The organism is Streptomyces sp. NPDC039423 (genome assembly GCF_055598725.1).
In genome coordinates, this window is the sequence record NZ_JBVKAH010000001.1 from 1 (window position 1) to 12,602 (window position 12,602).

Annotated in this window: 10 protein-coding genes and 1 rRNA gene; 6 read left to right on the forward strand and 5 right to left on the reverse strand. The window is 73.1% G+C overall.

Annotated features, from left to right (window positions below; genetic code table 11):
• Window positions 1–135: 135 nt before the first annotated feature.
• Window positions 136–252: ribosomal RNA gene (gene rrf / locus ACZ7LK_RS00005) — 5S ribosomal RNA — on the forward strand.
• A gap of 115 nt (window positions 253–367) precedes the next feature.
• On the opposite strand, the gene ACZ7LK_RS00010 is transcribed toward rrf, so the two are convergent.
• From ACZ7LK_RS00010 to ACZ7LK_RS00030, 5 genes are read right to left on the reverse strand one after another with little or no spacing between them, the layout of a single operon-like run.
• Complete coding sequence (locus ACZ7LK_RS00010) at window positions 368–1,678, reverse strand: DUF58 domain-containing protein (protein WP_471137658.1); 1,311 nt, start codon at window positions 1,676–1,678, stop codon at window positions 368–370.
• 11 nt (window positions 1,679–1,689) lie between these two features.
• Complete coding sequence (locus ACZ7LK_RS00015) at window positions 1,690–2,673, reverse strand: AAA family ATPase (protein WP_392277799.1); 984 nt, start codon at window positions 2,671–2,673, stop codon at window positions 1,690–1,692.
• Window positions 2,670–3,887, reverse strand: coding sequence for a DUF4350 domain-containing protein (locus tag ACZ7LK_RS00020; protein WP_471137660.1), 1,218 nt, complete (start codon window positions 3,885–3,887; stop codon window positions 2,670–2,672). The genes ACZ7LK_RS00015 and ACZ7LK_RS00020 overlap by 4 nt, the downstream gene beginning before the upstream one ends.
• Window positions 3,884–4,573, reverse strand: coding sequence for a DUF4129 domain-containing protein (locus ACZ7LK_RS00025; RefSeq protein ID WP_471137662.1), 690 nt, complete (start codon window positions 4,571–4,573; stop codon window positions 3,884–3,886). Before ACZ7LK_RS00025 ends, ACZ7LK_RS00020 begins: the two co-directional genes overlap by 4 nt.
• Before the next feature lie 4 nt (window positions 4,574–4,577).
• Complete coding sequence (locus ACZ7LK_RS00030) at window positions 4,578–5,804, reverse strand: DUF7847 domain-containing protein (protein ID WP_471137663.1); 1,227 nt, start codon at window positions 5,802–5,804, stop codon at window positions 4,578–4,580.
• A gap of 182 nt (window positions 5,805–5,986) precedes the next feature.
• Here ACZ7LK_RS00030 and mtnA point away from each other — a divergent pair, with 182 nt between their 5' ends.
• The 5 genes from mtnA to ACZ7LK_RS00055 all read left to right on the forward strand — a co-directional run bounded on the left by mtnA (window position 5,987) and on the right by ACZ7LK_RS00055 (window position 12,545).
• A complete protein-coding gene (mtnA, locus tag ACZ7LK_RS00035; protein WP_471137664.1) occupies window positions 5,987–7,144 on the forward strand; it encodes an S-methyl-5-thioribose-1-phosphate isomerase in 1,158 nt (385 codons plus the stop codon).
• A 4-nt stretch (window positions 7,145–7,148) separates the two neighbouring features.
• The gene (gene mtrA, locus ACZ7LK_RS00040; RefSeq protein WP_219852863.1) at window positions 7,149–7,838 is read left to right on the forward strand and encodes a two-component system response regulator MtrA; all 690 of its coding nucleotides are present in this window, start codon (window positions 7,149–7,151) and stop codon (window positions 7,836–7,838) included.
• Window position 7,839: 1 nt separating this feature from the next.
• On the forward strand, window positions 7,840–9,846 hold the full coding sequence (gene mtrB, locus ACZ7LK_RS00045; RefSeq protein ID WP_392277794.1) for an MtrAB system histidine kinase MtrB: 2,007 nt from the start codon (window positions 7,840–7,842) through the stop codon (window positions 9,844–9,846).
• A complete protein-coding gene (locus tag ACZ7LK_RS00050) occupies window positions 9,836–11,689 on the forward strand; it encodes an LpqB family beta-propeller domain-containing protein (protein WP_392277793.1) in 1,854 nt (617 codons plus the stop codon). Before mtrB ends, ACZ7LK_RS00050 begins: the two co-directional genes overlap by 11 nt.
• Window positions 11,690–11,771: 82 nt before the next feature.
• Complete coding sequence (locus tag ACZ7LK_RS00055; protein ID WP_469465054.1) at window positions 11,772–12,545, forward strand: ComF family protein; 774 nt, start codon at window positions 11,772–11,774, stop codon at window positions 12,543–12,545.
• Window positions 12,546–12,602: the final 57 nt, after the last annotated feature.

A 12,602-nucleotide genomic window follows, 5' to 3' on the forward strand; every position in this document is an offset into this window, starting at 1 on the left:
ATGGGTGGAGTTGACCGGTACTAATAGGCCGAGGGCTTGTCCTCAGTTGCTCGCGTCCACTGTGTTAGTTCTGAAGTAACGAACTCCCACACCCCTTTTGGGGTGGCTGGTTGTAGTTCGACATCTTCATAGTGTTTCGGTGGTCATAGCGTTAGGGAAACGCCCGGTTACATTCCGAACCCGGAAGCTAAGCCTTTCAGCGCCGATGGTACTGCAGGGGGGACCCTGTGGGAGAGTAGGACGCCGCCGAACAATTATTGTGGGAAAGCCCCGCACCTTCTGGTGCGGGGCTTTTCTGCGTTCACGGGGGGTTTTCTGCGTACCGATCCCTGTCTCTGCAACGGGACCGGTACGCCGAGGGGAGAGGTCAGAGACGGCCTGCTGCCTTGAGGGCCAGATAGGCATCGGCAAGGGCCGGCGCCAGATTGTCGGGCGTCGCGTCCACGACGGTGACACCGTGGCGTTGGAGCTGTTCCGCGGTACGACGGCGTTGCGCTTGCGTCTGCGTGCCGGCGGCGGCCTCGTAGACCGCCTCGGTGCTGCCCCGCGCTGTGCTCATCGCTTCTGTGTGCGGGTCGGTCACGGACGCCACCAGGACCGTGTGGCGCTGAGTGAGCTGGGACAGGACGGGGAGCAGGCCCTCTTCGACGGGGGCGGCTTCCAGGCTCGTCAGCAGGACGACGAGCGAGCGGCGGGGAGCGTGGCTGAGGGCGGCCGAGCCGAGGCCCCGGGCGTCGGTCTCCACCAGCTCCGGTTCGAGCGGGGCGAGGGCGTCGACGACGGCCGGGAGGACGTCCTTGGCGGAACGGCCTTGGACGAGGGTCCGGATGCGGCGGTCATAGGCCAGGAGGTCCACGCGGTCGCCGGCTCGGGAGGCGAGTGCGGTGAGGAGGAGCGCGGCGTCCATGGACGCGTCGAGGCGGGGCACGTCGCCGACGCGGCCCGCCGAGGTGCGGCCGGTGTCCAGGACGACGAGGATGTGGCGGTCCCGCTCGGGGCGCCAGGTCCTGACCGCGACGGTGGTGTGGCGGGCGGTCGCGCGCCAGTCGATGGAGCGGGTGTCGTCGCCGGGGACGTACTCGCGGAGGCTGTCGAACTCGGTGCCCTGGCCTCGGACGAGGACGCTGGTGCGGCCGTCGAGCTCGCGGAGCCGGGCCAGCTTGGACGGCAGGTGCTTGCGGCTCGCGAAGGGCGGCAGGACGCGGACCGTCCAGGGCACCTCGTGGTTGCCCTGGCGGGCGGCGAGGCCGAGAGGTCCGTACGAGCGGACGGTGACGCGTTCGGCGTGCCGGTCGCCGCGGCGGGTGGGGCGGAGGACCGTGGTGAACCGCCGTCGCTCGCCCGCCGGAATGGCGGCCGTGTGCCGGGAGGCGGTGCGCTCAGAGCCGGGGACCCAGCTGCTGGGCGGCCAGGCGTCGCGGAGCTGGGCGCGGAGGCGCCGCCGGGACGGGTTGGTGACGGTGAGGTGTACTTCGGCGGCGTCACCCAGTCGAACGCTTGTGTCACCACTTCGGGTGAACCGGAGTGTTCGCACTGGCGCGGCGAGCGCGTAGTCGCACAGAATTGCGAGTGAAAGCGGGGCGTTCACCGCCAGCATTCCCGTCCAGCCGGGGGCGAGGATGCCGACGGGGAGGGCGCCGATGGCGGCGAGGAGCGCGGTGCGTCCGGTGAGGGCCACGGTTCACCGCCTCATCGGGGGACGGGGACGTGGGTGAGGATCGCCGTGATGACGGAGTCGGGGGTGACTCCTTCCATCTCGGCCTCGGGCCGCAGTTGGACGCGGTGGCGCAGCGTGGGCAGGGCGAGGGCTTTCACATCGTCGGGGATGACGTAGTCGCGGCCGGTGAGCCAGGCCCAGGCGCGGGCGGTGGAGAGCAGCGCGGTGGCGCCTCGGGGTGAGACGCCGAGAGTGAGTGAGGGGGAATCGCGGGTGGCACGGCAGATATCGACGACGTAACCGGCGATCTCGGCGGTGACCTGGGTCTTCGCGACGGCCGCGCGGGCGGCCTCCAGGTCGGCCGGGCCGGCGACCGGGCGCACCCCGGCGGCCCGCAGGTCGCGCGGGTTGAACCCTTCGGCGTGCCGGGTCAGGACGTTGATCTCGTCCTGGCGCGACGGAAGCGGGACCGTCAGTTTCAGCAGGAAGCGGTCCAGTTGGGCTTCGGGGAGCGGGTAGGTGCCCTCGTACTCGACGGGGTTCTGGGTGGCGGCGACGAGGAAGGGCTCGGGCAGCGGGCGCGGGGTTCCGTCGACCGTGACCTGACGCTCTTCCATCGCCTCCAGGAGCGACGACTGGGTCTTGGGGGGCGTGCGGTTGATCTCGTCGGCGAGCAGGAGGTTGGTGAAAACCGGGCCCGGCTGGAAGGAGAACTCGGCGGTACGGGCGTCATAGACCAGGGAGCCGGTGACGTCACTCGGCATCAGGTCGGGGGTGAACTGAACTCGCTTGGTGCCCAGTTCGAGAGAGGCGGCGAGCGCGCGGACGAGCAGCGTCTTGGCGACACCGGGCACGCCCTCCAGGAGGACGTGACCTCGGCAGAGCAGGGCGACGACGAGTCCGGTGACGACGGGGTCCTGCCCGACCACGGCCTTCCCGATCTCGGTGCGCAGTGCCTCCAGGGAGGAGCGGGCGCTGTCCGAGTTCTCAGCGGTCTCGGGGGTCGGGGCACTCATGAGGTGCGTACCTCTCTTTCGAGGGCGTCGAGTTGGTCTGCGAGGAGGGTGAGAGCGGCGTCGTCGGCGGGGATCGGGCCGAAGAGGAGGTCCCGGAGGTCCCTGTCCCCGGTGGTGGAACGTGCCGACACGGCGGGGAGCAGGGCGTCCGGGGAGTGGGCTTCCGTCGGCGGGACACCCAGGAGGGGGGCGAGTCGGGTACGGGTGGCGGCGCGCAGGACGGTGGCCGCGCGGTCGCGGGCGTTGGTGCGGCGGTAGAGGCGGGCGCGGCCCTCGGTGGTCTCGGAGGCGCGGATGGTGACGGGGAGCCGTTCGGTGACGAGGGGGCCGAGGCGGCGGGCGCGCCAGATGGCGGCGAGCACGGCGGCGAGGGCGAGTTGGAGGGTGCCCCACAGCCAGCCGGAGGGGATCAGTTCGAGGAATCCGCGCTCGGTGCCTTCTTCCCCGTCACCGGTGTCGCCGCCACCGCCGGAGGCGGAGGGGTCGTCGAGCGAGGGGAGGTACCAGACGAGATGCGGTCGGGAACCGAGCAGTTGCAGGGCGAGCGAGGCGTTGCCCTGCTGGTCCAGGCGCTCGTTGTAGAGGAGGTCGGGAGAGCCGAGGAGGACGGTGTCCCCCCGCGCGGGGGAATTGACCCGGACGAGCGCGGCGGAGGTGCCGCTGGGGTAGCAGGTGTCGCTGCCGGGGAGGGCGGTCGAGTAGAGCTCTCCGCCGAGGTCGACCGTGCCGGCCCGTTCGGCGGCGGGCAGCGAGCACCGGGGGGCGCGGGCCGAGACCGGGGCGGAGGAGTCCGCGTTCACTCCAGGGGCCAGGGTACTGACGGAGGGGGCTCCGGCGGAGAGGAGGACGGTGCGGCCGCCCGCGGAGTCCATGTGGGCGCGCAGGAGGTGCTGCTGGTGGTCCGTCAGCAGGTCGGGGGTGGTGACCAGGAGGGTGGTGTCGGGGCCGGTCGCGGCGGTCGCTTCTTCGAGGGTGGTGACGGTGCGAGTGGTGACGCCCCGGTGCCTGAGCAGTTCGGCGACGGCCCGGCTGCCCTGGGGGTCGGCGGAGCGGGGATCGAGGTGGCCGTGCTGGGTGTCGGCGCGTACCAGGGCCATGACGATGCCGGCCGCGACGAGGGCGGCCAGGGCGATCAGCAGCCCTCGGGCCCGGGTCCACGTCTGGCGGGCGGAGAGGTCCGTCGAGGTGGGAGAGGTGGTGGAAGGGGTGCTCATCCGGCCGCTCCCCGGGGAGCGGTACTCGATTCGGGCTTGGCCCGTTCCACAGCGGTGTCCAGGTGCTTGAGGCGCTGGTACGCGCTCCGGTCGGCGGTGCGGCCACCGTACGTGACGTCGTCGAACGCGCGGGCGGCGGCGTGGAGTCCGTCCGCGTGGGCGGGGAGGGACCGGCCGGCTTCGGCCGCGGCTTCGTCGGCGGTGCGGCCGGGGCGCGGGTCGAGGAGGGTGCGTTCCTCCAGGGAGCGGACGACGGCCCGCATCCGTTCCTGGACGGCCTGGTTCCAGCGGCCGGCGGCGGCGTGCTCCTCGGCTGCCGCGCGGTGGTCGGCGGCGCCGCGGGTGCGGTCGTCGAAGAGAGGGTCCGTGGTGACGGGCTCGCGCCGGGGAGTGCCGAGCCGCCACCACAGGGCGCCCAGGAGGGCCAGGACGATCACGGCGATCGCCACGAGGCCGAACGGGCCGCCCGGAGTGGCCCCCGAGGCGGAGTCGAAGAGCCGGCCGAGCCAGTCCCAGAAGCCGTCGAGCGCCCGTTGGAGCAGGTTCGGGTCGTTCTCGTGGTACCGCGGATCGGACAGTTCCCGCTCGGCCGCCTCACGGGCGGGGACGCGCGGGATGTCCAGTGGTACGTCGTCGCCCGCGTGGACCGCCGGCCACGCCGTCGTCACGCCCCCCGTGGCCGGCACCGCATCAGCCCCCGGAGGTGGTGCCGTCGGCCGGCCCGTAGCCCGGCACGCCGGCGGCGCGGGCCAGGTCCAGGTCGAGGGCCTCCCGGCGGATGCGCTGGTCGATGTAGAGCAGGACCGAGACGCCGGAGGAGATCGGGTAGGTGATGGAGGCGGCGATGACCGCGCCGATCCCGGTGATGATCAGGAACGGCCAGCCGAACTCCGGGGCGGAGCCGGTGAGCAGGCCGCCGAGCCCCTCGCCGTCCACCGCGAACGCGATGACCGTGAACGGAATGGCGATGATCATGGAGATGAGGAACATGAGCAGCATGGTGAGCGTCAGGACGCCGAAGATCCGCCACCAGGCGCCCTGGACGAGCTTGGCGGACCGCCGCAGGGAGGCGATCACGCCCTGCCGTTCCAGCATCAGCGCCGAGTAGGAAAGGCTGAAGCGGACCAGCAGCCAGACGATGCCCACGAGAGCGGCGAGGCCGCCCAGGACCGTGAGCAGTACGCCGGGGGCGGAGCCGCCCAGGAGCAGGCCCGGGAGCAGGCCCACGGCCATCACGGCGGCGCTCAGCAGCGGCAGCAGCAGGGTGAGACCGAGGAGCTGGGGGAGCCTCGGGCGGGCCTCTCGCCAGGCGTCGGAGAGCGTTACCGGCCGGCCCAGCACGGCACGGCTGATGACGATGGTCAGCACGGCGGTGGTGATGAACGTGCCGATGAGGGTCAGGATCATCGTGGGGCCCAGCGAGACGAGGCTCGCCTTGAGGGACTCCACCGACTGGGCCAGGGCCTCTTCCGGCGTCGGGTCCGCGCTGAGCTGCGGCGGCGCGGGGACGAGGTAGCGCTGGACGAGGATGTCGCCGATCTGCGTGATCACGGAGACGGTGAGCGTGATGCCGAGTACGGTCCGCCAGTGGGCGCGCAGGGTGGAGACGGCACCGTCGAGGATCTCGCCGACGCCGAGTGGCCGCAGCGGGATGACGCCGGGCTTGGCGGCGGCCGGCCGGCCCCAGGCGCCCTGGTGCTGACCGCCGCCCCAGTCGGGTGCGGGGGCGCGGGGCGGGACCGGGCCGGACGGGCCGGGCGCGGTCGGCGGGGACCACTGGCCCGCGGGCGGCTGGTTCGCGGACCACTTCGGGGGCGTGCCGGGGGCGCCGGAGGGCTCGGCGGGCCGGTCGGCGTCGGAGCCCCGGCCGTCGGAGGGGGAGGATCCGGGCGAGGCCCAGCCCGGAGTGTCGTTCACGGTCGTCCACCTCGTGCGTTGGTCGCGGTGCCGGCTCGTCGAGCCGGCTCGGTCACGGTGCCGGGCCGCTCCGTGGGGCGGCAGGTTGGCAGCCATGGTGCCACGCGCCGTTCCCGGCCGGGCCTGGGGCCGGATCTCCTCGGCACCTTCATTGTCCGTGGCTCAGCGGGCAGACTGGGCGGATGGCTGATCAGTACGCACAGACGCCCATCGGCTCCGTCCCGCCCACGCTGCCTTCCCTGCGCTGGGAGGAACCGCCGGAAGGGCCCATGGTGGTGCTCCTCGACCAGACGCGGCTGCCCGCCGAGGAGGTCGAGCTGGTCTGCACGGACGTGCCGGGGCTGGTCCGGGCGATCCAGACGCTCGCCGTGCGCGGGGCGCCGCTGCTCGGCATCGCCGGTGCGTACGGGGTGGCGCTGGCCGCGGTGCGGGGCTACGACGTGGACGAGGCCGCCGGGTCGCTGGCGGGGGCGCGGCCCACCGCGGTGAACCTGGCGTACGGGGTGCGGCGGGCGGCCGGCGCGTACCGGGCGGCGCTGGAGAAGGGCGAGACCCGGGAGCGGGCCGCCCAGGCGGCGCTCACGGAGGCCAGGGACCTGCACCGGGAGGACGCCGAGGCCAGTGCGCTGATGGCGGCGCACGGGCTGGCGCTGCTGGACGAACTCCTGCCGGGCGGCGGGCACCGGATCCTGACCCACTGCAACACCGGGGCGCTCGTCTCGGGCGGGGAGGGCACGGCGTTCGCCGTGGCGCTGGAGGCGCACCGGGCGGGCCGGCTGCGGCGGCTGTGGGTGGACGAGACGCGGCCGCTGTTGCAGGGGGCGAGGCTCACGGCGTACGAGGCGGCCCGGACCGGGATGGCGTACACGCTGCTGACGGACAACGCGGCGGGTTCGCTGTTCTCGGCCGGAGAGGTGGACGCCGTGCTGATCGGCGCCGACCGGATCGCCGCCGACGGCTCGGTGGCCAACAAGATCGGCAGCTACCCGCTGGCGGTGCTGGCCAGGTACCACCACGTACCGTTCATCGTGGTGGCGCCCGTCACCACGATCGACTTGGCGACCCCGGACGGGGCGTCCATCGAGGTGGAGCAGCGCGCCGGGCAGGAAGTGACGGAGCTCACCGCACCGCCGCAGGTGGCGGTCGGCGGGGCGGGGGCGGCGGCCGGCGGCGGACTGCCGGTGGCCCCGCTGGGAACGCAGGCGTACAACCCCGCGTTCGATGTCACGCCCCCGGAACTGGTGACGGCGATCGTCACCGATCTGGGGGTGGTCTCCCCCGTCACCGGGGGTGGAATTGCCGAGCTGTGTGCCAGGTCACGCCGGGTAACGATTAGCTAATGGGATGATGTCGAATATGAAGGGACGCGTCCTTGTCGTCGACGACGACACCGCACTGGCCGAGATGCTCGGGATTGTGCTGCGTGGTGAAGGTTTCGAGCCGTCGTTCGTAGCGGACGGCGACAAGGCACTTGCTGCTTTCCGGGAGGCCAAGCCGGACCTGGTGCTGCTGGACCTCATGCTGCCCGGAAGGGACGGCATCGAGGTGTGCCGGCTCATCCGGGCCGAGTCCGGGGTGCCGATCGTGATGCTCACGGCCAAGAGCGACACCGTCGACGTGGTGGTCGGTCTGGAGTCCGGGGCCGACGACTACATCGTCAAGCCGTTCAAGCCGAAGGAGCTGGTCGCCCGCATCCGGGCGCGGCTGCGGAGGTCGGAGGAGCCGGCGCCGGAGCAGCTCACGATCGGTGACCTGGTCATCGACGTGGCCGGTCACTCGGTGAAGCGGGACGGGCAGTCGATCGCCCTGACGCCGCTCGAGTTCGACCTGCTCGTCGCGCTGGCCCGCAAGCCGTGGCAGGTGTTCACCCGCGAGGTGCTGCTGGAGCAGGTGTGGGGCTACCGCCACGCCGCCGACACCCGGCTGGTGAACGTCCATGTGCAGCGGCTGCGCTCCAAGGTCGAGAAGGACCCGGAGCGGCCGGAGATCGTCGTCACCGTGCGTGGTGTCGGTTACAAGGCCGGACCCAGCTGATATGTCCCGCGGCAGTGCTGCTCCGAAGCCCGGGAACCCGGGAGTCCGTGCGGGGCGGGCTGCCGGGCAGGGACGTCAGCCGTGGCGGCCCGGCCGCCTGCTCCAGGACGGGGCACCGGGCGGGCCGGTGCTCCGGCTGCTGGTGCGCTGGGTGAGGCGCCCGCTGCTGCCGGCGCTGCGGCTGTGGCGGCGGAACATCCAGCTGCGGGTGGTCGTCGCCACCCTGCTGATGTCGCTCGGCGTGGTGCTGCTGCTCGGGTTCGTCGTCATCGGCCAGATGCGCAACGGTCTGCTGGACGCCAAGGAGCGGGCCGCCCAGAGCCAGGCGTCGGGCGGCTTCTCGGCGGCCCAGGACCAGGCGAACGAGCAGCCGGGCCCGGGCGGTCCGGACGGCGGTACCGGGCGGGCCTCGCTGAACTGGCGGTCCGACCTGGTCGTGCAGCTCGCGAGCGGCGGTCAGGGCGCGTTCAACGTGGTGGCCCTCAGCTCCGACACGGAGGGCGCGGCGCAGAGCCGTGGCGCGCGCGCCTCGGGCGGTGTGGAGCCGTCGCGGAGCATCCCGGCGCAGCTTCGGGACGCGGTCGCGGAGGGCACGGGGACGTTCCAGACGTACACCCGGATCAACTACTCGGACGGCAAGCAGTCCGAGGCAGGGCTGGTCATCGGCAAGCGCCTCAACGACATCGACGGCAACTCCTACGAGCTGTACTACCTCTTCCCGCTGACGCAGGAGGAGGACTCGCTCGCGCTGGTCAAGACGACCCTCGCGACGGCCGGACTGTTCGTCGTGGTGCTGCTGGGCGCGATCGCCTGGCTGGTGGTGCGGCAGGTGGTGACGCCGGTGCGGATGGCGGCCGGGATCGCCGAGCGGCTGTCGGCGGGCCGGCTCCAGGAACGGATGAAGGTCACCGGCGAGGACGACATCGCGCGGCTCGGCGAGGCCTTCAACAAGATGGCGCAGAACCTCCAGCACAAGATCCAGCAGTTGGAGGAGCTGTCGCGGATGCAGCGCCGGTTCGTGTCGGACGTCTCGCACGAGCTGCGCACCCCGCTGACCACCGTACGGATGGCGGCCGACGTCATCTACGAGGCCCGCGAGGACTTCGACCCGGTGACGGCGCGGTCCGCGGAACTGCTCGGGGACCAGTTGGACCGCTTCGAGTCGCTGCTGGCCGACCTCCTGGAGATCAGCCGGTTCGACGCGGGGGCGGCGGCGCTGGAGGCCGAGCCGATAGACCTGCGGGAGGTCGTGCGCAGGGTGATCGGCGGGGCCGAGCCGCTGGCCGAGCGCAAGGGCGGACGGATCCTGGTGGTCGGTGACGAGCAGCCGGTGGTCGCCGAGGCCGACGCGCGCAGGGTCGAGCGGGTGTTGCGGAACCTGGTCGTCAACGCCGTGGAGCACGGTGAGGGCCGGGACGTGGTGGTGCGGATGGCGGCTGCGGGCGGCGCGGTGGCCGTGGCGGTGCGCGACTACGGCGTCGGGCTCAAGCCCGGCGAGGCGACGCGGGTGTTCAACCGCTTCTGGCGGGCCGACCCGGCGCGCGCCCGCACCACGGGCGGTACGGGGCTGGGGCTGTCGATCGCCGTGGAGGACGCGCGGCTGCACGGTGGCTGGCTTCAGGCGTGGGGCGAGCCGGGAGGCGGTTCGCAGTTCCGGCTGACGCTGCCGCGCACGGCGGACGAGCCGCTGCGCGGTTCGCCGATACCCCTGGAGCCGGAGGACTCGCGGCGCAACCGCGAGCGGGCCGCCGCCGAGGAGGCGACGCTGGCCGCGGGCCGGCTGCCCACGGTGCCCGGCCAGGCCGCGGGCCCGGGCCGGGCGGGGCCGGCCGGTCCGGGGCGTACGGCACTGCCGCCCCGGCAGGCGGCGCAGGTGGCCGCCGATCCGACGGCCCTGCCCGGCAGCGGTTCGCGGGTGGTGGCGCGCGGCGCGGGTGAGCGGGCGGGCGAGGGGGCCTCGTCCACGACGCGGGACGGAAATCGGGAGGGTACGACTCGTGGGCGCTGAGCGTCGACGCGGCCGTGGACGTACGGTGCGCGCAGCCGGGCTGCTCGGATGCGGTGTGCTGCTGGCCGGGTGCGGGGCGATGCCGGACAGCGGGGACGTCTCGCAGGTCAAGGCGTCCAACCCCGGGGACTCCCAGGTGCGGGTGTATCCGGTGTCACCGCGGGAGAACGCGGAGCCGGACGAGGTCGTCAACGGGTTCCTGGAGGCGATGACGGGTGACGACCCGGGGTTCGCCACGGCCCGGACGTACCTGACCAAGAAGGCGGCCCGGGAGTGGAAGCCCGAGGAGCGGACCACGGTCCTGATGGCCGCGCCGGTCAGCCGCCGGGAGCGGATCGGCATCCGGGAGGCGCAGGACCGCCTCGTCTACCCCTTGCGGGGGGACCAGGTCGCGACGGTCGACAGCCGTCACGCCTACGAGCCGACGCGGACGACCCCGTACAACGGGACGATCCAGCTGGTGCAGGTGCCCGGCCCGGACGGCAAGGGCAAGGAGTGGCGCATCGACAGCCTCCCGCCGGGGCTGCTGCTCGGGGAGTCGGACTTCCAGCGCAACTACCGGTCGGTCAACACGTATTACTTCGCGTCCGGCCGGCGCTGGGTCGTGGCCGACCCGGTCTACATCCGGCAGCGCCAGGATCCGGTGACCCGGATGGACCCGGTGGCGCAGACGGTCAAGGCGCTCCTCGAAGGTCCGACGAACTGGCTCGACCCGGTGGTGGATTCGAGTTTCCCCACCGGCGTGGCACTGAAGGAGGGCGTCACGTCACTGACGCCCGACGACCAGAACAAGCTCAAGGTGCCGCTGAATGAGAAAGCGGACAACATCGGCTTCGAGACGTGCAAGGCAATGGCGGCGCAATTGCTGTTCACGCTCGGGGATCTGGGCTCGGCCAGGGTGGAGCAGGTCGAGTTGCAGCGGGCGGACGGCGGCGCGCTGTGTGTACTGGGGGAGAGTCAGAAGGAGAACTACCGGGCCGATCCTTCGGGCGGTCTGAGGCCGAGCACCTATTTCGTCGACGCGTCCGGCCGGCTGGCCAAGCTCGACGCGGGGGTGGAGAACATGGGCAGGCCGACGAACGTGCCCGGACCGTTCGGGAACGGGGCGGTGCGGCTCACCAGGGTCGCCGTCGCGCGGGACGAGCGCAGGGCGGCCGCGGTCACGGACGACGACCGCTACCTGCGGGTGGGTTCCGTCGTCTCCGACACGCACGAGCCGCCGGCGCCGCTGTTGCGCAGTGACGGTCCCGGTCCGGACGACCGGCTGTCCGCACCGACCTGGGACGGCCGCGGCGGCCTGTGGATCGCCGACCGCGATCCGGCCGACCCCCGGCTGCTGTACCTGCCGAACGGCGCCGAGGAGCCGCTGCCGGTCTCGGCCCCGTGGCTCGCCGACGGGGTGAGGGTCGAGGCGCTGCGGGTGTCCGAGGACGGGGTGCGCATGGCGCTGCTGCTGTCGAAGGGCGGCCGGACGACCCTGCACATCGGGCGGGTCGAGCGGCAGGGCACCGGCGCCAAGCAGACGGTGCGGATCGTCGACCCGCAGGCCGTCGCGCCCCGGATGGAGTCGGTGACGTCGGTGTCGTGGGCCGGGCAGAGCCGGCTGGTGGTGCTGGGCAAGCTGGCCGGCGGGGTGCAGCAGGTGCGCTACATCCAGACGGACGGTTCGACGTCGGCCGCGGCGGTCCCCGGTCTCAACCAGGTGAAGGTGGTCGCCGCGTCGAACGACGAGCGGGCGCCCCTGGTGGCGGCCTCGGCGGACGTGGGCATCGTCCGTCTCCAGGCCGGTGCGAACTGGCAGCCGATGGTCGAGAAGGGCACCTTCCCCGTCTACCCCGGCTGACGGCCGGTCCATGCCCGGCGGCTCGGCCGGCCGGTTGTCCACAGGGGTGGATGACCGGCCCGGGCGGCGGGAGAGTGGGGCCATGCGCTGGTGGTGGCGGGAGATCACGGGGCTGGTGCTGCCGGTCGCCTGCGGCGGATGCGCGCGGGCGCGCACCCCGCTGTGCGAGGCGTGCCGGCGGGCGCTGTGCCGGCCGGGCGGGCGGCGGGTGAGGCCCGACCCGGAGCCGGCCGGGCTGCCGGTGGTCTGCGCCGCCGCGCCGTACGCGGACGCGGTACGGGCGGTGCTGCTGGGGCACAAGGAGCGAGGAGCGCTGGGGCTGGCCCGGCCCCTCGGCATCGCGCTGGCCGGGGCCGTACGGGCCTCCGTGGCCCTCTCCGGGGCCCCGGGAGGCGGAGAGCTGCTCCTGGTACCGGTGCCCTCCTCACGGCGCGCGGTACGGGCACGTGGCCATGACGCGGTGCGGCGGATCGCGCTCGCGGCTGCGGGGGAGCTGCGCCGGAGCGGCAGCACCGCGCGGGTGCTGCCGGTGCTGCGGCAGCGCCGGGCGGTCGCGGACCAGTCCGGGCTGGGCGCCCGGGAGCGGCTGGCGAACCTGGCGGGTGCCCTGGAGGTGGTGCCCGGTGCGGGACGTCTGATCGCGGACGGCGCGGGCGGCGGTAGCGGCGGACGCGGCCGGGCTCCCGGGTCGGCCCGGGTCGTCCTGGTCGACGACCTCATGACCACGGGCGCCTCGCTGGCCGAGGCGGCCAGGGCGCTGCGGGCGGGTTCCGGGCCGCGATCGGGGGGACCCGTTCGGGTGAGCGCGGCGGTCGTCGCGGCACCGTCGATCTCGTTCGAATTAAACCGGAACTGACGGGGAACTTGCATCGTTGCAGTTACTGAGAGCGCAAAAACACCTGATCGGAGGTTC